Source organism: Burkholderia sp. BDU5 (genome assembly GCF_001522845.1).
Classification (GTDB): Bacteria; Pseudomonadota; Gammaproteobacteria; order Burkholderiales; family Burkholderiaceae; genus Burkholderia; species Burkholderia mayonis.
The window spans coordinates 101,316-125,806 of record NZ_LOWC01000130.1 but is presented as its reverse complement, the minus strand read 5'-3'; the positions used below and the strand labels follow the sequence as shown (position 1 = coordinate 125,806).

Genomic DNA, 24,491 nt, shown 5'->3' with positions numbered 1-24,491 from the left:
CGCCGGCTTGCCGCCCCCGCCAACATGCGGACATTTCATTTGCTACAAAACCGGACATTTCTATTTGTCCGCGACAGCCCCTTTCCGAAAGAAATTTGATCCCCCCGTTCCGAGCTCGCAAAGCGCGGAACGGGGGGATCGCACGTGTCCGCTCAAGCGCCCTCTACATATATAGATATGAGAAACGGGAGGCTGCCGCTATTTGACGGTGCGCTCGACCGCGCGCATGTAGTAATCCAGATCCGGCGTCGGCTTGCCGGCCGCCTTCGCGAGATCGTCCCAACGGCGCAGGCAGATCGCGTCCGCCGCGTATGGGCGCAGCAGGAACGCGTCGGCTTCGGCATCGGAGAAGACGCCGCCCTGCAGATGCAAGCTGCGCACCGAGTCTGCGGACAGGCGCGCGTAGTACGACGCATCGATCGCGCAAAGGCAGCGCTTTGCGTCGACGTGCAGACGGATCGGCTCCAGCACCGCGTCCGGAAACAACGGCCGCAGGAACGGCAGCACGTAGTACTGGTGCAGGTCGTCGATGCCGTGCGCAGTCGGCGTTTCACCCTGGCGGTTCAGCAGGTGGCCCAAGTCGTGCAGCAGCGCCGCCGCGATCAGCGCGTCGCCCGCGCCCGCCTCCTCCGCGAGCTGCGCGCTCTGCAGCGCGTGCTCGCGCTGCGTCACCGGTTCACCGCTGTACCCGATGTCGCCATGGCGATCGAACAGCGCGCGAATGTCGTCGAGCGTCAGCGCCATGCCGTCATGCCCACGGCAAAGAAAACGTCTTCAGGTTCGTGAAGCTCTTCATCGCCTCCTGCACCCCTTCCTTGTAGCCCAAGCCCGAATCCTTGATCCCGCCGAACGGCGTCAGCTCCAGCCGGTAGCCCGGCACTTCCCACACGTTCACCGTGCCGACGTTCAGCTCATTGACGAAGCGCACGATCGCGTCCGCGCGGTCCGTGCACACGCCCGACGACAAACCGAACGCGGTGCCGTTGCCGATCCGGATCGCGTCGTCGATCGTGTCGAACGCGATGATCGGCGACACCGGCCCGAACGTCTCTTCGCGCACGAGCGTCATCGACGCGTCGACGCGGTCGAGCACCGTCGGCGCATAGAGCGCGCCGCGCCGCTCGTTGCCCGTCAGCAGGCGCGCGCCCTGCAACACCGCCTCGTCGACGCGCGCTTCGAACAGCGCGGCCGCCGCTTCGTCGATCACCGTGCCCATCCGGTTCGCCGGGTCGAACGGATCGCCGTACGACCACGCGCGCGTCTTCTCGACGAGCAGTTCTGTGAAGCGCGGCGCGACGCCCTTCTGGACGAGGATTCGCTTCACCGCCGTGCAGCGCTGCCCGGAGTTCTTGTACGAACCCTGGGCGGCGAGCGTCGCCGCGCGTTCGAGGTCCGCGTCGTCGAGCACGATCAGCGGATCGTTGCCGCCCAGTTCGAGCACGATACGCCGGTAGCCCGCCTTCGCCGCGATGTACTTGCCGATCGCGACGCCGCCCGTGAACGTGATCAGCGTCGCGCGCGGGTGCGTCAGCAGCTCGTCGGCGACCTCGCGCGGATCGCCCGTCAGCACCTGCAGCATCGGCTCGGGCAATCCCGCTTCGTACAGCACGTCGGCAAGATACAGCGCCGACAGCGGCACCCTTTCCGACGGCTTCACGATCACGCGGTTGTTCGTCGCGATCGCGGGCGCGATCTTGTGCGCGACCTGGTTCATAGGATGATTGAACGGCGTGATCGCGACGATCACGCCGTCGAGCGGCTGCCGCTGCGAGAACACGCGGCGCGACGTGCCATGCGGCGTCAGATCGCACGAGTAGCTCTGCGCGTCGTCGCGCAGCGCCTCGATCGACGCGAACTTGAACACGTCCGCCACGCGGCCGATCTCATGGCGCGAGTCCTGCTTCGACAGGCCCGATTCGAGCGAAATCAGCGTCGACGCCTCCTCCGCGCACGCGCGCAGGCGCGCCGCCGCCCGCTCCAGGATCTGCGAGCGCTCGTAGCGCGACAGCGTCGGCCGGTATGCGGCCGCGTAGTCGAATGCGCGCCGCACGTCGTCGACCGACGCGAGCGGCACCTCGCCGACGCGCATCCCCGAATACGGATCGAACACGTCGAGCGTGCGCGCGCGCGCCGCCCGCTCGCCGCACCAGCGCAGCGTCTCGCGGCGAAACGCGGGGTGATCGCGAAGCAGCGGCGGCGTCATCGCGCGGCCCGGTTCAGCGCGAGATCGAACAGATCGAAGTTGCGCAGCCGGCGGCCCGGCTCGACGCCTTCGATCCGGCGGTTGAACAACAGCGGCACGCGCTGCTCGGACAAGCCGCCGTGCGAACGCAGCGGCACCGTCAAACCGGACAGGTCGTGCTCGCTCGTGCGCGTGCCGAGCGCGACGTCGCGCCGGCTCACGACGACGACGTCGCCGATCCGGTCGGCCGGCAGCTCGAAGCGCGCGGCGGCCGTCGCGTTGTCGAGCGCGAGCTCGATGCCGTCGCGTTCGCGCAGGCGGCCGATGACCGCCGCCGCGTCGACGCCGTCCGCGAAATAGATTGTCGCGAACGAGCCGAGCGCGCCGTGATGGACGACGTACGGATCGGTGATCGGCAGGATCACGCGCGCGCGGCGCGGCCCGAGCCACGCGTCGAGCGCGTCCTGCAGATAGACGACGTTCGGCTCGCCCGTGCGCGGATCGTGCTTCGCGTTCATCCCGTGGTCCGCTGTCACGCCGATCACCCAGCCGAGCGCGTCGAGCGCCGCGAGGTAGCGGTCCATCATCGCGTAGAACGCGTTCGCGCCGTCGCTGCCCGGCGCGCACTTGTGCTGCACGTAGTCGGTCGTCGACAGATACATCAGGTCCGCGCGCCGGTTCTGCGCGAGCCGCACGCCCGCTGCGAGTACGAACTCCGACAGCGCGGCGCTGTAGACGTCCGGCGACGGCAGGCCGACGAAGTCGAGCACGTCGGCAATGCCGTTCTCGCCGAGGTTCGCCTGGTTCGCCTTCTCCGCCGAGAAGCACACGCCGCGCATCCGCCAGCCGAGCAGCCGGCGCAGCTTGTCCTTCGCCGTCACGACCGCGACCCGCGCGCCCGCGTCCGCCGCGGCGGCAAGCAGCGTGCCCGCGCGCAGGTATGCGGGATCGTTCATCATCACTGCGGCGCCCGCGCCGTCCTGCGCGTCCGGATCCCAGAAAAAGTTGCCGCAGATGCCGTGCACCGACGGCGGCGCGCCACACACGATCGACAGGTTGTTCGGGTTCGTGAACGACGGGATCACGCAATCGGCGTCGAACGCCGAGCCTTCGCGCAACATGCGCGCGATGAACGGTGCAACGCCCGCGTTCGCGGCTTCTTCGAGGTAATCGTATTCGCAGCCGTCGACGCACACGGCGACGGTCGGCTCGGTCGGCATCCGGTAGACGCGGCCGTTGACTTCGATGGATCGATTCATGATGTTCGCCGTTGGGGCCTTTCGTTCATGGTACGCGCGCACCGCGCGCCGGCCCGCCGCTCATCGCTTCGGCCGCGGCGCGCGCGCCGCGATCGCGACGAGCGCGACGAGCGACGCGCCGAGCAGCAGCAGCGACAGCGCCGACGCGGGCAGGTAGTAGCCGCGCTCGACGTCGCCGATCACGACGATCGGCACGGTCGCGAAGCCGGGCGGGTAGACCGTCAGCGTCGCGCCGAGCTCGCCGAGCGACAGCGCGAAGCCGAGCGCGAGGCTCGCGCGGATCGCCGGCACGAGCTGCGGCAGCAGCACGCGGCGCAGCACCGTCGCGGGCGGCGCGCCGAGGCTCGCCGCCGCCTCGCGCAGCACGGTCAGCTCCGGGTGCAGCGCGGCGGCCGCGCACCGGTAGCAGAACGGCAGCACGAGCGCGAGTTGCACGAGCACGACGATCGCAGGCGAGCTCGACAAATCGACGGGCTTCGTGTGATAGGCGATCAGCACCGCGAGCCCGAGCACGACGCTCGGCACGCCGTTCGGCAGCATCACGAGCGCGTCGACGAGCGCGCCGACGCCGCGCCGGCTGCGTCCTTCGAGCGCGAGCGCCAGCGCGATCCCGAGCGCCGTGCCGAGCGCGGCGACGCCGAGCCCGATCTCGAGGCTCGCGGCGAGCGCGTCGAATTCGGGCCGCCCGAGGCGCTCGAACCAGCGCAGGCTGTAGCCGGCGGGCAGGATCGTGCCCGACCAGTGCTCGGCGACGCTCGACAGCGCGACGACGATGACAGGCAGCACGAACAGCCAGCAGCAGACGACGGCCGTCAGCACGACGAGCGCGCGCGACGCGTAGCGCGCCGCCGTATCGGTCCAACGCAGCTCGCGGCGCGGCACCGCGACGCCGCGCGTCGGCAAGTCAGCGGACATCGCGCCCTCCTTCGCTCGCGCGCCGCCTCATCCGCCGGTACAGCGCGTAGAGCGTCAGCGACATCGCGAGCATCACGACCGCGCCCGCGGCCGCGGCCGGCAGGTCGAGATCGACGGTCGCGCTGCCGTAGATCGCGATAGGCAATGTGACCAGCTTCGCGCTGCCGAGCACGAGCAGGATGCCGAATTCGTTCAGCGTCAGCAGGAAGCACAGGATCACGCCCGCGGCGATGCCCGGCCACGCGAGCGGCAGCACGACGCGCCGCGCGAGCATCCAGCCGTTCGCGCCGAGGCTCGACGCCGCTTCGACGAGCCGCGGATCGAGCGTCGCGAACGACGCGAGCGTCGGCCGCACGACGAACGGCGTGTAGAACACCGTCTGCGCGAGAATCACGCCGCCCGTGCCGAACAGGAAGTCGAGCGGCGGCGCATCGAGGCCGAGCAGGCGCTGCAGGCCGATGCTGACCGAGCCTTGCGAGCCGTACAGGAAAATCAGCGTGAACGCGACGAGGAACGACGGGAACGCGACGTACAGCTCCAGGAAGCGCGTGACGAGCGACGCGCCGGGGAACGGCCGGAAGAACAGCAGCGCCGCGAGCAGCACGCCGACCGCCGACGCGGTGCCCGCGCTCGCGAACAGTAACCACAGCGTCGTGCCGAGCACGTCGCGGACGTCGTGATTCGCGAAAAAGGCCCGGTACGCGGCGAGCGTCGGGCCGTGGTCGCCGATCACGCTCAGCAGCACGAGCCGCGCAAGCGGATACAGCACGAGCGGGCCGAGCACGACGGCCGCGAGCGCGACGATGCGCGTGTTCGCATGCCGCTCGCGCCGGCGCGCGGCCGCGTCGTGCGCGGCGGCCGATGCGCGGATGCGGGCGTCGGCCGCCGGATCGGCGGCGAGCGCCGCGCGCGGTTCAAGGTGAAATAAGGACGACATCATCCGCCTCGCAATCGAGCGACACGCGCGCGCCGCGCTCGGGCGCCGGGCCGCGGCCGCGCTGCATCGTGACGAGCACCGGCTCGTCGCACGCCGCATCGAGCATCACGGTCAGCGACAGCGCCGCGCCGTGCCATTCGACCGACGCGATCGTGCCGTGCAGCCGCCCAACGCCCAGCGGCCGCACCGTCAACCGCTCCGGCCGCACGCACGCGGCCTTGTCGCGCACGCCGTGGCGCGGATCGCCGAACGGAAACACGACGTTCGGCGGCAGCAGGTTCGCCGCGCCGAGATAACGCGCGACGAAGCCGTCGGCCGGCGCGTCGTAAAGCTGCTGCGGCGTGCCGAGCTGCGCGATCCGGCCGTCGCGCATCAGCAGCGCGCGATCGGCGAGCACGAGCGCGTCGTCGCGATCGTGCGTCACGCAGACGACGGTCAGGTTCGGCAAGCGCTCGTGCAGCGCCTTCAGCTCGCTGCGCACCGACGCGCGCAGGTTCGCGTCGAGCGCGGACAGCGGCTCGTCGAGCAGCAGCACGTCCGGCCTGATCACGAGCGCGCGCGCGAGCGCGACGCGCTGCTGCATGCCGCCCGACAGCTGCGCGGGCAGATGATGGCCGGCGTCGCCGAGCTGCACGAGCTTGAGCGCATCGGCGACGCGCCGCGTGACCTCCGCGGACGACATGCGCCGCGCGCGCAGCCCGAACGCGACGTTCTCGAACACCGTCAGGTGCGGGAACAGCGCGTAGTTCTGGAACAGCAATCCGAGATTGCGCTTGTGCGGCGGCGCGTGCGTCAGGTCGCGGCCGGCGACGGTCAGCGTGCCCGTCAGGCCGTCCGCCTTCGCGAAGCCGGCGATGAAGCGCAGCAACGTCGTCTTGCCGCAGCCGCTCTTGCCGAGCACGGCGAGCAGTTCGCCCGCGCCGATGTCGAGCGACAGGTCGTCGAGCACCGCGCGCGCGCCGTAGCGCACGCTCAGATGCTCGATGCGCACGCCGCCCGGCGCGCCCGCGCGCGGCGTCGCGTGCGGGCGCGCCGCATCGAACGCGCCGGGATGGGTGAGACTTGCGGTATCCACCAGGTTTCGTCCTTCGACGCGTCATCGCGTCGGCTGGTTGCAGCGACGGCGTTCGCTCATTTCGGCTTGACGACGTCGGTCTGCTTGCCCGAATCGCCGATCACTTCTTTCTTCCAGCGCTCGGTCCACACGGGCTTCTTCGCCATCACCGCGTTCCAGTCGACCGGAATCAGCTTCACGCCGGCGATCGCGCGCTTCACCGCCTCGCCGTTCTTGCCGGCGAGCGGCACGTCGGTGCGGCCCGGAATGCCGAACATGTCGGGCACCTTCGCCTGCACGCCGGTCGACATCAGATAGTCGATCAGCTTCTTGCCCGCGTCCTGATTCGGGCCGCCCTTGACGAGGCCGATCGCGTACGGCAGCTGGAACGTCGTCGGCGGCTCGCCTTCCTTCGCGGAAACGAAGATCGGCTTGATCGACAGGCCGCCGTGCTCGGCGTCGTCGAGATCCATCTGCAGATCGCCGTTCGCGACGGCGATCTCGTTGCGCGACAGCAGCACGTTCAGATAGCCCGTGCCCTTCGTGTGGAACTTCACGCCGCGCTCGAGCTTCGCGAGATAGTCGAACGCCTTGTCTTCGCCCATCAGCGCGCTCGTCAGGATGATGACGGCCATCCCGTCGCCCGCCGTCGCCGGGTTCGAATACGCGACCTTGCCGCTGTAGTCGGGGTGCAGCAGATCGGCGAACGTCTTCGGCTGGCTCTTCACGACCGCCGGGTTGATCGCGAACGAGAAGTAATTGTTGACGAAGGTCGCCCACGAGCCGTCTTCCGCCTTCGCGATCGCCGGCACGTTCTTGTAGTTGACGCTGCGGTACGACTGCAGCAAGCCGAGCTGGCCCGCCTGCTGGATGAACGGCGGCAGCGTGACGATCACGTCGGCCTTCGGCGAGCCTTTCTCGACGTTCGCGCGGTTCACCACTTCGCCGCTGCCCGCCGTCACGATGTTGACCCTCACGCCTTCTTGCTTCTCGAACGCGGGCAGCACGTCGCGGTACAGGTTTTCGAGGCCGTCCGCCGTGTACAGCACGACCGCGGCCGCCTGCGCGTGCGTCGCAACGCCTTGCAACAGCGCAGCCGCGCACGCGGCGAGCGCGAAGCGGCGCCAGGCGCCGCCGCGCGGGAAATTCGAATACGTCATGTTGCTTCTCCGTAGGGTGGAACCACGAACGGCCGAACGGCGCCGACGCCGTCCGCACGAGCCGCGCCGCCGTCCCGCCGCGGCCGGACGCTCCGGGTTCTCGCGGCAACCGAAGCATCACAGCGTTCGATGACAGCTCCGTGACGATTATCTCGATTTCCAAATAACGACACATTCCGCCACTATCTTCCACATCTCCGGATATCCCGATTTCGACCTTTTTCTGGAGTGACGACGCCATGCTCGAACGTGATCCCATCCTGCTGACGCCCGGCCCGTTGACGACGTCGCGCGCGACGCGCGATGCGATGCTGCACGACTGGGGTTCGTGGGACGCGGCCTTCAACCGGCTGACGCGAAGCATCTGCGCGGACCTCGTCCGGATTGCGGGCGGCGGCGACGCATTCGTCTGCGTGCCGATGCAGGGAAGCGGCACGTTCGCCGTCGAGGCGGCGCTCGGTACGCTCGTGCCGCGCGACGGCCGCGTGCTCGTGCCGGACAACGGCGCGTACTGCGCGCGGATCGTGAAGATCCTGCGCCGGCTCGGGATCGCGCACGTCGAGCTGCCGTTCGCCGAAGACGAGCCGGCGGGCGCGCGGGAGATCGACGATGCGCTCGCGCGCGATCCGCGCATCACGCACGTCGCGCTCGTGCATCTGGAAACGAGCGCCGGCCTGCTGAATCCGCTCGACGACATCGCGGCCGTCTGCCGGGCGCATCGGAAAACGCTGATCGTCGATGCGATGAGCTCGTTCGGCGCGCTGCCGATCGCGCTCGCCGGCAGCGGCATCGACGCGCTGATCTCGGCGAGCGGCAAGTGTCTGGAAGGCGTGCCCGGCATGGGCTTCGTGATCGTGCGGCGCGCGCTGCTCGAAGCATCCGAGGGACGCTCGCCGTCGGTCGCGCTCGATCTGCACGACCAGTTCGCGTACATGGCGCGCACGTCGCAATGGCGCTTCACGCCGCCGACGCACGTGCTCGCCGCGCTGCGCGCCGCGCTCGACCAGTTCTTCGACGAAGGCGGGCAGCCGGCGCGCGGCGCGCGCTATGCGGACAATTGCGCGACGCTGATCGACGGGATGCGCGCGCTCGGCTTCGCGCCGTTTCTCGACGCGCGTGCGCAGGCGCCCGTGATTGTCACGTTCCACGCGCCCGCCGATCCCGCGTATGCGTTCCCCGCGTTCTATGCGGCGGTGCGCGACGCGGGCTACCTGCTGTATCCGGGCAAGTTGACGACGGCCGAGACGTTTCGCGTCGGCTGCATCGGCGCGCTCGGGGCAGAGGAGATTCGGGGCGCCGTGGCGGCGATCGGCGGCGCGTTGCAGGCGCTCGGAATCGCGATGCGGTGATGGCGTGGCGCGGTGGTGCGGTGGTGGTGGCTGCGACGATGCGTCGGGCATGACGCGCGGTTGAACGGCTCACGCCAATCATGCCGACGCGCAACCGAAACGTCGCGCTCGTGCCCTCGCGTGTTTCATCGCTTGTCCGGACGTCTGCCGTCCGGCTTTCGGCGCAAGCAGCAGCAGCCGACGCGGCAAGCCGCCAACCGCAAACCGGCCGCCGCCGAACACCCGGCACAAAAAATGGCGCGCGCGTCCGAACCCGCACGGCGCGCGCCGCTGTTACAGCACGATCCGCTCGATGTCGCCGACGACGAAGATGTACGACAGCGCGCCGATCAGCGCGATGACAGCGATGAACGCGAGCGCGCCGAAGAACGACCCGGTCGCCGCGACGACGAAGCCGACGACGAGCGGCGTGACGATGCCCGCGAGATTCGCCGCGAGGTTGAAGATGCCGCCCGTGACGCCAAGCAGCCCTTCCGGCGCGATGTCGGACACGAGGGTCCAGCCGAGCGCCGCCATCCCCTGGGCGAAGAACGCGACCGACATGATCGCGATCACCGCCTCGTTGCTCTTCACGTAGTTCGCGAGCACGATCGTCGACGCGAGCAGGAGCCCCGCGATGATCGGCAGCTTGCGCGCGACGTTCGCCGACTTGCCGCGACGCAGCAGCCAGTCGGAGAAGATCCCGCCGAACATCACACCGACCGATGCGGCGATGAACGGTAGCACCGCGAAGAAGCCGATCTTGAGCCAGCCCATGTGGCGTTCCGTCGCGAGATAGGTCGGGAACCACGTGAGGAAGAACACGAGCGTCGAGTTGCCGGCGAACTGGCCGATGCAAATGCCCGCGAGCTGGCGCTTGCCGAGCAGTTGCTTGACGGTGCGCCAGTTGAACTTCTGCTGTGTGCGCCCGCTCGACTGCTGCGCGAGGCCGCCGCCTTCGGCGATGTATGCGAGTTCGGCCGCATTCGCGCGCGGATGGTCGCGCGGCTCGTGATAGAGCGTCCACCAGACCAAGCCGAACGCGATGCCGACGCCGCCGACGACCCAGAACAGCGACCGCCAGCCGAACGCGCCCATCAGCGCGAACAGCACGGGGCTCAGGAACGCAAGGCCGACGTACTCGCCGACCGTGTACGTGCCCGTCGCCATCGCGCGCTCCTTCTGCGGGAACCAGGTCGCGACGACGCGGCTGTTGGTCGGGAAGCACGGCGCCTCGGTCACGCCGAGCCCGAGCCGGCACGCGAGGAGCGGCGCGACGCCGTGCACGAAGCCCTGCGCGAGCGTGCACGCGGACCACAGCGTCATCGACCAGTAATAGGTGACCTTGCTGCCGAAGCGGTCGAGCAGCAGGCCGCCCGGCACCTGCGACAGCACGTAGGTCCACGAGAACGCGGAGAACATCACGCCCATCACCGCCGCGCCGATGCCGAGCTCCTTCGTCAGACCCGGCGCCGCGACGCCGAGCACCGTGCGGTCGAGATAGTTGATCATCGTCCCGATCGCGAGCAGCGCGAGAATGCGGCAGCGCGCGTTCGAGCGCGGCTGCGTCGCGCCCGCGGCGCGGGCGGACGCGGCAAGCGCGGCCGACGCGGCGTCGGTTTGAATCGGCTGGGGCATCGATGTCTCCTTGTTTTCTAATCTGTCTAGTTAATGAGGGATTCAGCGTCCGACGAGCGCCTGGAAATGCTCGAGCATCCGCATGGCGTCCGGCGCGCGGCCGGTGAAGATCTCGAACGCGTCGACCGCCTGGTAGACCGCCATTCCGCCGCCCGGCAGCGTCTTGCAGCCGAGCGCGTGCGCGGTCCGGATCAGTTCGGTTTCAAGCGGGAAGTAGACGATGTCCGCGACCCACAGGTCGCGGTGCAGCAGTTCGGCGGGCAGCGGCAGGCCGGGATGCTTCAGCATCCCGGTCGGCGTCGCGTGGATCAGGCCGTTCGCGTTCGCGAGCGCGTCGGCGAGCGAGCCGCCCGCGCTCAAGCCTGCTTGCGGGAAGCGCGCCTGCAACTGGTCGGCGAGCGTCCGCGCACGCATCGGGTCGACGTCGAACAGCGCCAGCTCCGCCGCGCCCATCGTCAGCGCCGCATGGGCGACGGCCGCGCCCGCGCCGCCCGCGCCAAGCTGCACGACACGCTCGAGCGGCGCGCCCGGCAGCCCGCGCGCGAACGCCTTTGCGAAACCCGACCAGTCGGTGTTGTGGCCGATCCGCCGGCCGTCGGCGAAGCGCACCGTGTTGACCGCGCCGAGCGCGGCCGCGTCTGGCGACAGTTCGTCGAGCAACTCGATCACGCGCTGCTTGCACGGATGCGTGATGTTCAGGCCGTCGTAGCCCATCCGCTCGGCGGCCGTCAGCAGTTCGGGCAGCGCATCGACCGACAGCCGCAGCGCGTCGAGATCGATGCGCCGGTACACGTAGTTGTAGCCCTGGCGGCGCCCTTCCTCCTCGTGCATCGCAGGCGACAGCGAGCCGCCGATTCCGGAGCCGATCAGGCCGATCAGAAACGAACGTGCGGTCATCGCGCGCCCTCCCGCCCGATCAGCGCCGCGATCCGCTGCAGCGCGAGCACATAGCCGTCGGTGCCGCAGCCGCAGATCACGCCGTCCGCGACCGCGGACACGAACGAATGGTGCCGGAACGCCTCGCGCCGGTGGATGTTCGAGATGTGCACTTCGATGATCGGCTTGCCGAGCGCCGAAAGCGCATCGGCGATCGCGACCGACGTATGCGTGTACGCGGCGGGATTGATCACGACACCCTGCACGCGCTCGCGCGCTTCGTGCAGCCAGTCGATCAGTTCATGCTCGGCGTTCGACTGGCGAAACTCGAGCGCGAGGCCGAGCGTGTGCGCGGCGTCCGCGCAGCGGCGCTCGACGTCCTGCAGCGTTTCCGCGCCGTAGATGTGCGGCTCGCGCTTGCCCAGCAGGTTCAGGTTCGGCCCGTTCAGGACCAGCACCTTCGGCTTGCTCATGTATGACACTCCAGTGAAAAACGGGTACGTATCCGTAGACGAGCACGGCGGCATCGTCAAGATTCGGCGTCAGTGTGCGCTTGCGCGCACGCAATGTCTTTGCGGGTTTTCTATAATTTGTACCATCTAGTTAGTTTGTATAATGCGCGACCAGCGTCCTATCCGATCCTCGATGGGACGCGATCGGCGATCCGCCGTCCATCCGGCCGTGCGCCGCAGCCGATCGCGCACCGTCCTTCGTCCGCAGGAAACCGACCATGCAGCGCTCGATCGCCACCGTCTCGTTGTCAGGCACGCTCGTCGAAAAGCTCAGCGCGATCCGCGCGGCGGGCTTCGACGGCGTCGAGATCTTCGAAAACGACTTGCTGTACTTCGACGGCTCGCCCGCCGACGTCCGCCGCATCGCCGCCGATCTCGGCCTGAAGATCGTGCTGTTCCAGCCGTTCCGCGACTTCGAGGGCGTGCCGGCCGAACGGCTCGCGCGCAACCTCGAACGCGCGAAGCGCAAGTTCGACCTGATGCACGAATTGGGCACGGATCGCATCCTCGTCTGCAGCAACGTGGCGCCGGACACGATCGGCGACGAATCGCTGCTCGTCGACCAGTTGGGCGCGCTCGCGCACGCCGCGCAGCAGGCGGGCGTCGTCGTCGCGTACGAGGCGCTCGCGTGGGGGCGGATCGTGAAGACGTACGGGCACGCGTGGCGGCTCGTCGACGCGGTCGACCATCCGCATCTCGGGCTCGCGCTCGACAGCTTCCACACGCTGTCGCTCGACGACTCGCCGGACGGCATCGTCCGGATTCCGGGCGAGCGGATCGCGTTCGTGCAGATCGCCGACGCGCCGAAGCTCGCGATGGACGTGCTCGAATGGAGCCGCCATTACCGGTCGTTTCCGGGCCAGGGCGATTTCGACGTCGCGGGCTTCACCGCGCGCGTGATCGAATCGGGCTACGCAGGACCGCTGTCGCTCGAGATCTTCAACGACGGCTTTCGCGCCGCGCCGCCCGCGCCGACGGCCGCCGACGGCTATCGGTCGCTGCTGTATCTCGAAGAGACGGCGCGCGCGCGGCTCGCGCGCGCCGCGCGGCAGCCTTCGCAACCCCTCTTCGCGCCGCCGCCCGCCCCCGCGCACGTCGGCTTCCAGTTCATCGAATTCGCGGTCGACGCGGCCGCGGCCGACAACGTCGCCGGCTGGCTCGGCAAGCTGCGCTTCAGGCGCGCGGGCCGCCACCGGTCGAAGGACGTGACGCTGTATCAGCACGGCGCGGCGTCGATCGTGCTGAACGCCGAGCGCGACTCGTTCGCCGACGCGTTCTTCCAGGCGCACGGGCTGTCGCTGTGCGCGTCGGCGTTTCGCGTCGACGACGCGCGGCTCGCGTTCGAGCGCGCGGCGGGCTACGGCTACACGCCGTTCTCGGGCCGCGTCGGCCCGAACGAGCGCGAGTTGCAGAGCGTGCGCGCGCCGGACGGCAGCCTCGAGTATTTCGTCGACGAGGCGCCCGGCGCGCCGACGCTGTACGAATCGGATTTCGTGCTGACCGACGTCGACGGGCCGAGCGAAGTCGGCCCGCTGGCCGGCATCGATCACGTGTGCCTCACGCTACCCGCCGACGCGCTCGACACCTGGGTGCTGTTCTTCAAGACCGCGTTCGGCTTCGAGGCCGAGCGCAACTGGCTCGTGCCCGATCCATACGGGCTCGTGCGCAGCCGCGCGGTGCGCAGCCCGGACGGCTCGGTGCGGATCGCGCTGAACGCATCGGTGGACCGGCATACGGCCGTCGTCGAGTCGCTGCACCGCTATCGCGGCACGGGCCTCAATCACGTCGCGTTCCGCACCGGCGACATCGTCGCGGCGATCGGCGAATTCGCGGCGGACGGCGTGCCGTTCCTGCGGATTCCCCGCAATTACTACGACGATCTCGCCGCGCGCTACGCGCTGCCCGACGACACGATCGAGATGCTGAGCCGCCACCACCTGCTGTACGACCGCAACGAAACGGGCGGCGAGTTCCTGCATGCGTACACCGAGCTCGTCGACAACCGCTTTTCGTTCGAGATCGTCGAGCGGCGCGGCGGCTACGACGGATACGGCGCGGCGAACGCGGCCGTGCGGCTCGCCGCGCAGGCGCAGCGGAGGAAGTGAGCGCGGCGCGCGGCCGCACGCATGACGCCCGCCGCGCGCCGCGCCGCAACGGGCGGCGCGCGCGCCACCCCGACGTCAACGCGGCAGCGCCGGAATCATCCAGCTCAGCACGTGCTGCTGCAGGAACACGAGCACGCCGAGCAGCAGCGTGAGGAACACGCTGTGCCAGAACGTCCGTGCGAACACGACGCCTTCCTGTCCCTTCAGATCCGTCGTCGACACGCCGGTCGCGATGTTCTGCGGCGAGATCATCTTGCCCATCACGCCGCCCGACGAGTTGGTCGCGGCCATCAGCACCGGATCGAAGCCGAGCTGCCGCGCGGCGACCACCTGAAGATTGCCGAACAGCGCGTTGCCCGACGTGTCGCTGCCCGACAGGAACACCGCGATCCAGCCGAGCGTCGCCGACACGAGCGGGAACAGCGCGCCCGTCGACGCGACGCCCATCCCGAGCGTGTAGCTCATCCCCGAGTAGTTGAGCAGATACGCGAGCCCGACGATCATCATCACGGTGACGATCGCGATGCGCGTCTGCCGCCAGGTCTGCGCGACGCAGCCGAAGAAGCTGCCGACGCCGGTGCGCGTCCACACGGCCGTGACGATCGCCGACAATAGAATCGCGGTGCCGGTGCCGAGCGGCTGGAAGTCCCAGATCGCCGCATACGACTTGTGATAGAGCGTCATGTAGACGACGTTGTGCAGGCCGGGCCACTTGATCTTCATGTCGCCGATCGCGGCGACGCCCGCGTGCACCCAGAAGATCACGATCACCGACACGACGAGCCACGGCAGCCAGCCGCCGTAGCCGACGCGATCGCGCGCGGCGCCCACGCCGACGGCGGCGTCGCCGCGCGCGATCGCGAACCGCGGATCGGGCTGCGGCTTCCAGATCTTCAGGAATCCGATCGTCACGATCAGCGACGTCAGCGACGACAGCACGTCGGTCAACTGATAGCTGATGAAATTCGACGTGACGAACTGCGCGAGCGCGAAGCTGCCGCCCGACATGAAGAGCGCCGGCCACAGCTTGCCGATCGATCGAACGCCGCCATAGATCCCGACGACGTAGAACGGCAGCAACAGCGCGAAGAACGGCAACTGGCGGCCGACCATTGCGCCGAGCGTGTCCGGATGCAGCGACGTGACCGCGCCGAGCACGGTGATCGGCACGCCGAGCGCGCCGAACGCGACGGGCGCGGTGTTGAAGATCAGCGCGAAGGTGAGCGCCTCGATCGCCGGAAAGCCGAGCGCGACCAGAAGCGCGCTCGTGATCGCGACCGGCGTGCCGAACCCGGAGATGCCTTCGAGCAGACAGCCGAACGAGAATGCGACGACGAGCAGCACGAGGCGGCGATCGTCGGGCAGATGATCGAGCATCCATTGGCGGAACTGATCGAAGCGGCCCGATTTCACCGCGATGTTGTACAGCAGCAGCGCGTTGAAGACGATCCACATGACGGGAATCAGCGCGAGCGCCATGCCGGCGCCGACCGCGTTCAGCGCGAGCCCGGCGGGCATGCCCCAGACGGCGATCGCGACGACGACGCCGGTCACGAGGCCCGCGAGCGACGCCTGCCACGCGGGGCGTCGGAACAGCCCGAGCATCGCGAGCGCGACCGCGATCGGCAGCACGGCGACGAGAAACGACAAGACGAGCGAGTTGCCGACGGGGGTCAGCGGCTGGGCGAACGCCGTCCCCGCCGGTAGTGCGAATGAAGGGTTCATGTTGTCTCCTATCTCCCCTCGGAATGGTTTTTATGTCGTTCTTGTTGTCGGCTTGCATCGGGCGCCGCATGCTCCATGCGCGGGCCGTCGTCGGATGTCGGATGTCGGATGTCGGATGTCGGATGTCGGATGTCGGATGTCGGATGTCGGATGTCAGATGTCAGATGGGCGGCGGGCGCCGGAGCGCCCGCCCGTCGCGTCAACCCGCTTTCAGGCGCCGCTTGAACGCGAGCCGGTACCGGTGCAGCAGCGGCTCGGTATAGCCGCTCGGCTGCGCCCGGCCTTCCAGCACGAGCGCGCATGCGGCGCGGAACGCGTGCGAGTTCGCGTAATCGGGCGCCATCGGGCGATAATTCGGATCGCCCGCGTTCTGCGCATCGACGACGCGCGCCATCCGCTCGAACACCTCGTCGACGAACGCGCGCGTCACGACGCCGTGACGCAGCCAGTTCGCGACGTGCTGGCTCGAGATGCGCAGCGTCGCGCGGTCCTCCATCAGGCCGACGTCGTGGATGTCGGGCACCTTCGAGCAGCCGACGCCCTGCTCGACCCAGCGCACGACGTAGCCGAGGATGCCTTGCGCGTTGTTCTCGACTTCGGCGCGGATCTCGTCGCCGCTCCACGCCGCGCGCTCGACGACGGGAATCGTCAACAGGCCGTCGAGCAGCGCATCGCGCTCGCGCGCGTAGTCGGTCGTTTCGAGCGCCTGCTGGACCGCTTGCACGTCGACTTCGTGGTAGTGCAGCGCATGCAGCGTCGCTGCGGTCGGCGACGGCACCCATGCGGTGTTCGCGCCCGCGCGCGGATGCGCGATCTTCTGCTCGAGCATCGCGTGCATCAGGTCCGGCATCGCCCACATGCCCTTGCCGATCTGCGCGCGACCGCGCAGCCCGGCAGCGAGGCCCGCCAGCACGTTGTTGCGCTCGTATGCGGCGATCCACGCGGACGACTTCATGTCGCCCTTGCGGTACATCGGCCCGGCTTCCATCGCGCTGTGCATCTCGTCGCCCGTGCGATCGAGAAAGCCCGTGTTGATGAACGCGACGCGCGCCGGCGCCGCCGCGATGCACGCGAACAGGTTCATGCTCGTGCGTCGCTCCTCGTCCATGATCCCCATCTTGATCGTGTGGCGCGGCAGTCCGAGCAGATCCTCGACGCGCGCGAACAGCGTGTCCGCGAACGCGACTTCGGCCGGCCCGTGCATCTTCGGCTTCACGATGTAGATCGAGCCCGTGCGCGAGTTGCGCTTCGACTTCAGGTCGTGCATCGCGCAAAGCGTCGTCACCACGCCGTCGAGGATGCCTTCCGGGATCTCGTTGCCGTCACGGTCGAGCACCGCGTTCGTCGTCATCAGATGTCCGACGTTGCGCACGAACAGGAGCGAGCGGCCATGCAGCGTCAGCGTCGAGCCGTCGGGCGCGCGGTATTCGCGGTCCGCGTTCAGGCGGCGCGTGAACGTGCGCCCGCCCTTGTCCACGGCCTCGGTCAGCGTGCCCTGATTCAGCCCGAGCCAGTTCCGGTAGAGCTGCACCTTGTCGTCCGCGTCGACCGCCGCGACCGAATCCTCGCAATCGATGATCGTGCTCACCGCCGCTTCGAGCACCACGTCGTCCACGTGCGCTGGATCGCCGTTGCCGATCGGCGTCGACGCATCGATCCGGATCTCGATGTGCAGCCCGTGATGCTTGAGCAGCACGGCGGCCGGCGAATCGGCCTCGCCCTGGTGGCCGGCGAACTGGCCCGGGCGCGCGAGCGTCTTCGCGCCGTCGCGCGTGTCGACCGCGAGCGTGCCGTCTTCGACGCGGTAGCGGAGCGCATCGCGGTGCGAGCCGTGCAGCAGCGGCGCCGCGCGATCGAGGAAGTCGCGCGCGTAGCCGATCACGCGCTGCCCGCGCACCGGGTTGTACGCGCCGGCGCGCGTCGCGCCGTCGTCTTCGGGCAGCGCGTCGGTACCGTACAGCGCGTCGTACAGGCTGCCCCAGCGCGCATTCGCCGCGTTCAGCGCGTAGCGCGCGTTCGACAGCGGCACGACGAGCTGCGGCCCCGCCTGCGACGCGATCTCGCCGTCGACGTTCGCAGTCGTTACCGCAACGCGCCCGGGCGGCGGCACCAGATACCCGATCCGCTCGAGGAACACACGGTAGTCGCGCACGTCGCGCACCGGCCCCGGATGCGCGCGGTGCCAGTCGTCGAGCTCGCGCTGCAGGCGGTCGCGCTCGGCGAGCAGCGCGCGGTTTTGCGGCGCAAGATCGTGCACGAGCGCGGCGAAGCCCTGCCAGAACGCGTCGGCGTCGACGCCCGTGCCGGGCATCGCTTCCTGCTCGATGAACCGGGCGAGACCTTCGTCGACCCGGAGTCCGTGTTGTTCGATCATCCTGCTTTCTCCCTCATCCACTTCATTCGGCGCCACGCTCACGCGGCGACGCCCTGCACGCGGCCTTCGCGATCTGCGCATCCTGATCGGACTTCACGCCCGACACGCCGACCGCGCCCGCGACCTGCCCGTCGACGATCACCGGCACGCCGCCTTCGAGCGTCGCCGCGAGCGGCGCGCTCAGGAACGCGGTGCGGCCGCCGTTGATCATGTCTTCATAGAGCTTAGTCTCCCGGCGGCCGAGTGCGGAAGTTCGTGCTTTTTCCAATGCGATGTACGCGCTCGAGGGCGAGGCGCCGTCGAAGCGCGAGAGCCCGAGCGGATGGCCGCCGTCGTCGGCGATCGCGATGGCCCGGCCGTTGCTCGCCGCTTCGGCGCGGGCGGCTTCGAGGGTGCGTTCGACCTCGGCGCGGCCGAGCATGGGTTTCGTCTGCATGTCAGGAATTCTCGTGGTCAGGAGTATGAAGGGAATCGACGAGCTCGATCCAGTGGCGCACGCGCGTGCGGCCCGCGCCGTTCAGGTGCGATTCGCAGCCGACGTTCTCGGTCACGATCTCGTCGGGACGATCGGCTTCGAGCGCGGCGAGCTTGCCCGAGCAGGCGCGCAAGGCGGCGAGCGAGCACATCAAGAGCGTCGTCGAGTGTCTGCGGGAAATCGAGCAAGAGGAGCAGCGGCTCGTGCGCGCGACGCTGCGTCTCGAAGGGTGGAAGTGACGGCGCGCCGCACAACGGCGGCGCGGGCGGCGTGCCCGGCAGTGCGGGCGAGTGCGTCGGGGCGTGTGTTGCCTTCCGGCTTCCGGCCGGCGTGAATGTGCGGCGTCGCAACATCGCCAAGCGGCTTCGCGCACGTCCGCGCGGCGTGGTCCGGCCCCGTTGTGATCCTTGTCCGGCGAGGCTGTTACACGCCGTAACCCCCCCGTTCGGCGCATCCCCGCCACTTTAAGAATCGTTTAAGTCTGCGTCGGCACCATCCGTGACCAATACCCGTTCAGGAGGTTCGCCATGAGCACCGTCGACACATCTGCCGCGGTCCGCCCGGCCGCCCCCCCGGCCAAACCGAAAACCATGCTGCGCCGCCTGCTCAGCCATCACGAGATCGCGACGCTGCTGATCATGCTGCACGCGCCGATCGGCGCGAATGCGAAGCCGGAGCTGCCTGCGCTGCAGGAAGCCGGCCTCGTCGAGATGGTCCGCTCCGACATGGACGCGGCGCCGTCCTTTCGTCTGACGGAAAACGGCACCGCCGTGTTGAAGGGCCTCGGGTATCGGTAATCGTCCGATCGATGCGGCGACGGCCGGGCGATGCCGGTCGAGCGCGCCGACGTTCCGACGATGACCGGCCGGTCGGCCGGTTTGTTTTTGCCGGCGGCTCTTGGTGACGCGCTTTGGCTGTCGGGTTCTTGGCTTTTCGCTTTTCGCTTTTCGCTTTTCGCTTTTCGGCTTCCGGCTTCCGGCTTCCGGCTTCCGGCTTCCGGCTTCCGGCTTCCGGCTTCCGGCTTCCGGAATTATCGAGTTCGTCGGCCCTTGAACGTTTGATGGCCGAGCGATCGAGCGCTCGGCTCCCGGCGCGCCCGTCGCCCCGTTTCTCAATCCGCCGGCATTCCTCCAGCGCTGCGCTCGACAAGCCCGTCCGCTCGCGGCCCCATCGCGCCTCGACATCGCGCGCACCGCACGCGCCAAGCGTTTCCCAGGCGCGACGCCCGCGCTCAAGCCCCTCGCCCCTCCTGCAGCATCAGCCGATACTCGGTCGGCGTCACGCCGACCGTCGCCTTGAACTGCCGCGTGAACGCACTATGGTCGGTGTAGCCGCACAGCGCCGCGACGTCCGTCACCTTGTCGTGCGTGACGAGGAACGCCGTCGCCGCGTCGAGCCGCGCCTTCAGCAGCATCTGCCGCGGCGTCAGATGAAACACCTTGTGGAAGTAGCGTTCGAGCTGCGCGACCGACATCCCCGCCATCGCGGCAAGGTGCTTCAGGTTCAGCGGCTGCACGTAGTGCGCGTGGATGTAGCGGACGACGTCCGCGATGCGGCTGTATGCCGGGTGCGAGCTCTCGTGCGCGCGCAGGTCGCGCGACAGCCCCGCGATCCCGACGATCTTCCCCTGCGCGTTGCGCAGCGGCTCCTTGCAGGTCAGGCACCAGCCGGGCTGGCGGCCCGAGTACAGATGCAGCTCCAACTGGTCGGTCAGTTGCCGGCCGCCCGCGATGATCGCCAGATCCTGCTCGACGTAACTGCGGCCGAAGCGGCGCGGAAAGACTTCGTCCGCGGCCTTGCCGTACAGGTCGCGTTTGTCCTTGTAGCCGCAGCGCTGCGCGAGCGTGCGGTTCACGAGCGCGTAGCGCGCGTGCGCATCCTTCACGAAGAACGCGACGTCGGGCAGCGCATCGAACACCGGCTCGAGCTGCACGAAGTGCGCGAGCATCGCGGCGAAGCCGTCGTCGCCGTCCGGCGCGGCGGGCTGCGCCGAAGCCGATGGCGACGCGGCGGCTGTGGAGACGGCCGCCGTGGAGACGGCCGACGTGGCGGACGACTTCTCGGGCGGTACGGCAAGCAAGGTCATCATACGGATCTCGCGCGTCGAAACACGGATGGCGTCGATTATAGGAGCGCATCGTCGGCCGCGACGAGCAGCGTATCGATTCGCGCAGGTGAGAACGGCGGGCGCGGCGGCGTGTCGTCCCAGCCGAAATACGCGTGCGCCGCCGCGCCGCACACGCGCCCCTGGCACGCGCCCATCCCGCAGCGCGTCTGCAATTTCGCGCCGCGCGCCGATGCGTGCGCGCGCACCGCGCCGATCGTCACGTCCTCGCAGCGGCACAGCAGCGTATCGTCGGGCGGCAGCGTGCGGGCCGCTTCGCGCAGCGCGAACGCATCGGCGATGCGCGCCGCGAAGCGCCGCCATGTCTCGCGGCGGCGCAGCAACGCGGCAAAGCGCGCGCGGCCGTCCGGCGTTGCGTCCGCGCCGCTCGCCGCGAGCCCGGCGAGCTCGCCTTCGATTCGCGCGAGCTCGACGCCGCCGATGCCCGTGCATTCGCCTGCCGCATGAACGTGCTCGACCGACGTGCGCTGCGCGTCGTCGATCGCGATCGCCCGGTCGCGCACCGCGCAGCCGAGCGCCAGCGCGAGCGTCAGGTTCGGCACGAGGCCGAAGCCGCATGCGACGCGGTCGCAGTCGAGCGTCTCGCGCGCACCGTTTCGTTCGATCGTCACCGCGCGCACCCGCGCATCGCCGTGCGCTTCGCGCACGATCGCGCCCGTCAGATAGCGCGTGCCGGCGAAGCCGCGCGTCAGGCGCGCCGCCTGCGCGAGTTTCGACGGCGTCGCCGCGAGCGACAGCGCGAAATGCACGAGCGCATCGAGGGGCGCCTGCTCGACGACCGCGACGACCTTCGCGCCCGCCGCGCGCGCGGTCGCGAGCGATGCGATCAGGAGCGGCCCGCTGCCCGCGATCACGACGCGCTCGCCGCGCACCGGCATGCCGCCCTTGATCAGCGCCTGCAGCCCGCCTGCGCCCGTCACGCCGGGCAGCGTCCAGCCGGGGAACGGCAGCAGTAGCTCGCGCGCGCCGCAGCACAGAATCAGCTTCCGGTAGCCGAGCAGCAGCCCATGTTCCGCATCCTCGAGCAACAGCGTGCCGGCCCGCGGCGCGGCGACGACGCGCGTCGCCGCGAGATGGCGCACGTTCGGCCGCCGCAGCGCGTCGAGGCTCGCCTGCGCCGGCGCGCTCGGCGCGACATCCGGACCCTGCCGCCAGATCTGCCCGCCCGCGCGCGGGTTGTCGTCGACGATCGCGACCGTGCAGCCGCGCTTCGCGACCGCCTGCGCGGCGGCGAGCCCAGCCGGCCCCGCGCCGACGATCGCGACATCGACCGTCAGATGCTCGTTCGTCATCGCGTCCGCTCCACCTGCATGCCCTCGCGGCAGAGCGTCTGGCACGCGAGCCGGCGCCGTCCATCGATCGTCACGCTGCACTCCTGGCAAATGCCCATTCCGCAAAACGGCGCGCGCGCGGCGCCGCTGCACGACGTGCGCGTCGTGTCGTCGCCGCTCAGCGCGACCGCGGCCGCGACGGTCATGCCGTCGGCCACGGTCAGCGCGCGGCGATCCAGATAAATGATCATTGAAGCGCTCCGGTCACGGCCGATTTCGACGTCGACAAGAAGCGCCCCGGCGAGTACGGCTCGACGTCGATCGCCGCGCGCTCGCCGAACATCAGCGCGGCGAGCACGCGCGCGCTGCCGGGCGCGGTCGTCACGCCGAGCCCCTCGTGCCCGACCGCGAGCCACAGGCCGCGCTGCGACGGATGCTCGCCGAGGAGCGGCAGGCCGTCGGGGCTCGCCGAGCGAAAGCCCGTCCACGCGCGGATGCCGTTCAGGCCGGCGAGCGCGGGCAGGTAGCCGACCGCGCGATGCAGCATCCGCGCGAGCACGGGCGCCTCGACGCGCGGGTCCTCGGTGTCGAACTGCCGCGACGAGCCGATCAGCAGTTGCCCCGTCGGCCGCGGCTGCACGTTGAACGCGACCGACGTGCCGTCGCTCGCATGCGCGCTCGCCGCATAGCCGAGCTCGACGAGCTGATGCGACACCTGCGCCGGATAGCGGTCGGTGATCAGCAGATGGCCCTTCTTCGGCCGCAGCGGCAGTTCGGGCAGCAGCGCGCGCGCCGCGACGCCGTTCGCGACGACGACGCGCTCCGCACGCAGCGTGTCGCCGCTTTCGAGCGTCACGCTCGGGCCTTCGACGGCGACGGCTTTCGCGCGGCGCAGCGCGACGCCCGGCAGCCGGTGCAGCAGCCAGTGCGCGGCGGCGGGCGCGTACAGGATGCCGTCGCCCGGAATCTTCAGCGCGCCGCCGAGATCCGCGCGCAGCATCGGCTCGAGCGCCGCGAGCGTCGCGCGATCGATCAGCTCGCCCGCGACGCCGCGCTCGGCGAGCGCCGCCTGCTTCGCGCGCGCGAGGTCCATCTCGTGTGCGTCGGCCGCGAGCCACAGCGTTCCGCAGTTGCGGTACGCGCAGCCGTCGGGCATCGCGTCGCGCAGCGCGTTCCACAGCGCGATCGAGTCATGCGTGAGCGCGAGCTCGGCCGCGTTGTCGTCCATCGCGACGAGGTGGCCCATCCCCGCGCCCGTCGCGCCGCCGCTGCCGTCGTCGACGACGACGACGCGCAGCCCGCGCTGCGCGAACTCGTGCGCGCACGCCGCGCCGACGATGCCCGCGCCGATCACGACGACGTCGGTCTGCGAATCCGTCACGACGCGATGCCCCAGCCGAACGGATCGTCGTCTTCGATCAGGAGCGTCGCCTCGGCGGCGAGGTGCGCGCTGCCGCGAATCGTCGGCACGATGCCGCCGTCGGCGGGCGCGTAGCTCGCCGAGAACACACTGCCGATCACGCTCGCCTGCCGCCACACCGCGCCGGGCGCGAGCTTGCCGTCCGCGGCGAGGCACGCGAGCTTCGCGCTCGTGCCGGTCCCGCACGGCGAGCGGTCGTACGCGTGGCCCGGGCACAGCACGAAGCTGCGGCTGTCGTGCTCGGGATCGTCGGCGAACAGCTCGATGTGATCGATTTCCGCGCCGTCGCGGCCCGTCACGCCCGCGCGTTCGAGCCCCGCGCGCACCGCAGACGCATACGCGGTCAGCGCCGCGACGTTGTCGCCGGCGACGCGCTGGCCGTGGTCGCTCGCGAGGAAGAACCAGTTGCCGCCCCACGCGACGTCGCCCGTCACCGCGCCGTGTCCCGGCACGTCGACGACGACGTCCTTGAGATGCCGGTAAGCGGGCACGTTGCGCACGCTGACCGACAGATCGTCGTGCAGCGTCGCCTCGACATCGCCGACGGGCGTCTCGATCCTGTGCACGCCGGGCGCGATGCGGCCCATGTGATGCAGCGTGCGCACGAGGCCGATCGTGCCGTGCCCGCACATGCCGAGATAGCCCGCGTTGTTGAAGAAGATCACGCCGGCCGCCGCGTCGGCCGCGACCGGTTCGCACAGCAGCGCGCCGACGAGCACGTCGCTGCCGCGCGGCTCGAGGATGCACGCCGCGCGAAAACGGTCGTGGTCGCGCGCGAGCGCCGCGAGGCGTTCGGCCATCGGCCCGTCCCCCAGCGCCGGAAAGCCGGACACGACGACGCGCGTGGGTTCGCCGCCCGTATGCGAATCGATGATGTGGATGTGCTTCATGTCGCGTCGATTCAAGGTGGAAAGGCGCACAGCTTCCCCTGTGGCGCCGCCCGCCGCTTGTGGGTTTTCGATGATGCGCGCGACGAAATCGGCACAGGCCGGCGCACGCGCCGGCGATCGCGCCCCGATTGTGCCGATTTCATCTTTTCACGGCTGGAAAAGCCTCAAGCCTCGCGGCGCATCGACAGCGATACTGGTTCTCGCTCCGACGACGCCCGTCGGCCATCCCATTCGAACGTAGGAGA

The 24,491-nt window shown here is 69.7% G+C and carries 21 protein-coding genes and 3 pseudogenes; 5 read left to right on the top strand and 19 right to left on the bottom strand.

Annotation, left to right across the window (positions count from 1 at the left end; all coding sequences use genetic code 11):
- Positions 1-198 precede the first annotated feature (198 nt).
- The 7 genes from WS69_RS20785 to phnS are packed head-to-tail and all read right to left on the bottom strand — an operon-like array spanning position 199 to position 7,507.
- Positions 199-744 (bottom strand): phosphonate degradation HD-domain oxygenase, encoded by a 546-nt coding sequence (locus tag WS69_RS20785; protein ID WP_059472566.1) that lies wholly within the window; start codon positions 742-744, stop codon positions 199-201.
- Positions 745-748: 4 nt separating this feature from the next.
- Positions 749-2,203, bottom strand: coding sequence for a phosphonoacetaldehyde dehydrogenase (gene phnY, locus WS69_RS20780; RefSeq protein ID WP_059472565.1), 1,455 nt, complete (start codon positions 2,201-2,203; stop codon positions 749-751).
- Positions 2,200-3,441 carry a phosphonoacetate hydrolase gene (gene phnA, locus WS69_RS20775; protein WP_059472564.1) on the bottom strand — a complete coding sequence of 414 codons (1,242 nt, stop codon included), beginning with the start codon at positions 3,439-3,441 and terminating at the stop codon, positions 2,200-2,202. Before phnA ends, phnY begins: the two co-directional genes overlap by 4 nt.
- A gap of 60 nt (positions 3,442-3,501) precedes the next feature.
- Complete coding sequence (gene phnV / locus WS69_RS20770; RefSeq protein WP_059472563.1) at positions 3,502-4,356, bottom strand: 2-aminoethylphosphonate ABC transport system, membrane component PhnV; 855 nt, start codon at positions 4,354-4,356, stop codon at positions 3,502-3,504.
- Entirely contained in the window at positions 4,346-5,293 is a 948-nt protein-coding gene (phnU, locus tag WS69_RS20765) for a 2-aminoethylphosphonate ABC transporter permease subunit (RefSeq protein WP_059472573.1), read from the bottom strand. The genes phnV and phnU overlap by 11 nt, the downstream gene beginning before the upstream one ends.
- Complete coding sequence (phnT, locus tag WS69_RS20760) at positions 5,271-6,368, bottom strand: 2-aminoethylphosphonate ABC transport system ATP-binding subunit PhnT (RefSeq protein WP_059472562.1); 1,098 nt, start codon at positions 6,366-6,368, stop codon at positions 5,271-5,273. The genes phnU and phnT overlap by 23 nt, the downstream gene beginning before the upstream one ends.
- A gap of 56 nt (positions 6,369-6,424) precedes the next feature.
- Positions 6,425-7,507 (bottom strand): 2-aminoethylphosphonate ABC transporter substrate-binding protein, encoded by a 1,083-nt coding sequence (gene phnS, locus WS69_RS20755; protein ID WP_059472561.1) that lies wholly within the window; start codon positions 7,505-7,507, stop codon positions 6,425-6,427.
- Positions 7,508-7,746: 239 nt separating this feature from the next.
- On the opposite strand from phnS, the gene WS69_RS20750 reads away from it, so the two are divergent.
- Positions 7,747-8,856 (top strand): 2-aminoethylphosphonate--pyruvate transaminase, encoded by a 1,110-nt coding sequence (locus WS69_RS20750; RefSeq protein ID WP_059472560.1) that lies wholly within the window; start codon positions 7,747-7,749, stop codon positions 8,854-8,856.
- A gap of 273 nt (positions 8,857-9,129) precedes the next feature.
- Here WS69_RS20750 and WS69_RS20745 read toward each other — a convergent pair whose 3' ends face one another.
- The 3 genes from WS69_RS20745 to aroQ are packed head-to-tail and all read right to left on the bottom strand — an operon-like array spanning position 9,130 to position 11,822.
- On the bottom strand, positions 9,130-10,473 hold the full coding sequence (locus tag WS69_RS20745; RefSeq protein WP_059472559.1) for an MFS transporter: 1,344 nt from the start codon (positions 10,471-10,473) through the stop codon (positions 9,130-9,132).
- A gap of 42 nt (positions 10,474-10,515) precedes the next feature.
- Complete coding sequence (locus WS69_RS20740) at positions 10,516-11,370, bottom strand: shikimate dehydrogenase (protein WP_059472558.1); 855 nt, start codon at positions 11,368-11,370, stop codon at positions 10,516-10,518.
- Entirely contained in the window at positions 11,367-11,822 is a 456-nt protein-coding gene (aroQ, locus tag WS69_RS20735; RefSeq protein ID WP_059472557.1) for a type II 3-dehydroquinate dehydratase, read from the bottom strand. Before aroQ ends, WS69_RS20740 begins: the two co-directional genes overlap by 4 nt.
- Before the next feature lie 257 nt (positions 11,823-12,079).
- Here aroQ and WS69_RS20730 point away from each other — a divergent pair, with 257 nt between their 5' ends.
- Positions 12,080-13,966 carry a bifunctional sugar phosphate isomerase/epimerase/4-hydroxyphenylpyruvate dioxygenase family protein gene (locus WS69_RS20730; protein WP_059472556.1) on the top strand — a complete coding sequence of 629 codons (1,887 nt, stop codon included), beginning with the start codon at positions 12,080-12,082 and terminating at the stop codon, positions 13,964-13,966.
- A 75-nt stretch (positions 13,967-14,041) separates the two neighbouring features.
- On the opposite strand, the gene WS69_RS20725 is transcribed toward WS69_RS20730, so the two are convergent.
- The 4 genes and pseudogenes from WS69_RS20725 to glcF form a co-directional block, all read right to left on the bottom strand.
- On the bottom strand, positions 14,042-15,691 hold the full coding sequence (locus WS69_RS20725; protein ID WP_059472555.1) for an L-lactate permease: 1,650 nt from the start codon (positions 15,689-15,691) through the stop codon (positions 14,042-14,044).
- 199 nt (positions 15,692-15,890) lie between these two features.
- Positions 15,891-18,065, bottom strand: coding sequence for a malate synthase G (locus WS69_RS20720; protein ID WP_059472554.1), 2,175 nt, complete (start codon positions 18,063-18,065; stop codon positions 15,891-15,893).
- 22 nt (positions 18,066-18,087) lie between these two features.
- Complete coding sequence (locus WS69_RS20715; RefSeq protein ID WP_059472553.1) at positions 18,088-18,501, bottom strand: heme-binding protein; 414 nt, start codon at positions 18,499-18,501, stop codon at positions 18,088-18,090.
- A gap of 1 nt (position 18,502) precedes the next feature.
- Positions 18,503-18,655 (bottom strand): annotated as a pseudogene (gene glcF, locus WS69_RS20710) (glycolate oxidase subunit GlcF); the annotation flags it as partial.
- On the opposite strand from glcF, the pseudogene WS69_RS34975 reads away from it, so the two are divergent.
- Both WS69_RS34975 and WS69_RS20705 read left to right on the top strand, forming a co-directional pair.
- A pseudogene (locus tag WS69_RS34975) lies at positions 18,654-18,779 on the top strand (transcriptional regulator GlcC); the annotation flags it as partial. The pseudogenes glcF and WS69_RS34975 overlap by 2 nt on opposite strands.
- A gap of 288 nt (positions 18,780-19,067) precedes the next feature.
- Positions 19,068-19,337, top strand: a complete 270-nt coding sequence (locus WS69_RS20705) for a hypothetical protein (protein WP_059472551.1) — start codon at positions 19,068-19,070, stop codon at positions 19,335-19,337.
- A 434-nt stretch (positions 19,338-19,771) separates the two neighbouring features.
- Here WS69_RS20705 and WS69_RS20700 read toward each other — a convergent pair whose 3' ends face one another.
- From WS69_RS20700 to WS69_RS20680, 5 genes are read right to left on the bottom strand one after another with little or no spacing between them, the layout of a single operon-like run.
- Positions 19,772-20,629 (bottom strand): AraC family transcriptional regulator, encoded by an 858-nt coding sequence (locus WS69_RS20700; protein ID WP_059472550.1) that lies wholly within the window; start codon positions 20,627-20,629, stop codon positions 19,772-19,774.
- A gap of 35 nt (positions 20,630-20,664) precedes the next feature.
- On the bottom strand, positions 20,665-21,957 hold the full coding sequence (locus WS69_RS20695) for an NAD(P)/FAD-dependent oxidoreductase (protein ID WP_059472549.1): 1,293 nt from the start codon (positions 21,955-21,957) through the stop codon (positions 20,665-20,667).
- The gene (locus tag WS69_RS20690) at positions 21,954-22,187 is read right to left on the bottom strand and encodes a (2Fe-2S)-binding protein (RefSeq protein ID WP_059472548.1); all 234 of its coding nucleotides are present in this window, start codon (positions 22,185-22,187) and stop codon (positions 21,954-21,956) included. The genes WS69_RS20695 and WS69_RS20690 overlap by 4 nt, the downstream gene beginning before the upstream one ends.
- Positions 22,184-23,317, bottom strand: coding sequence for an NAD(P)/FAD-dependent oxidoreductase (locus WS69_RS20685; RefSeq protein WP_059472547.1), 1,134 nt, complete (start codon positions 23,315-23,317; stop codon positions 22,184-22,186). The genes WS69_RS20690 and WS69_RS20685 overlap by 4 nt, the downstream gene beginning before the upstream one ends.
- Positions 23,314-24,246, bottom strand: a complete 933-nt coding sequence (locus WS69_RS20680) for a 4-hydroxyproline epimerase (protein WP_059472546.1) — start codon at positions 24,244-24,246, stop codon at positions 23,314-23,316. Before WS69_RS20680 ends, WS69_RS20685 begins: the two co-directional genes overlap by 4 nt.
- Positions 24,247-24,303: 57 nt before the next feature.
- On the opposite strand from WS69_RS20680, the pseudogene WS69_RS35530 reads away from it, so the two are divergent.
- A pseudogene (locus WS69_RS35530) lies at positions 24,304-24,487 on the top strand (hypothetical protein).
- Positions 24,488-24,491 lie beyond the last annotated feature (4 nt).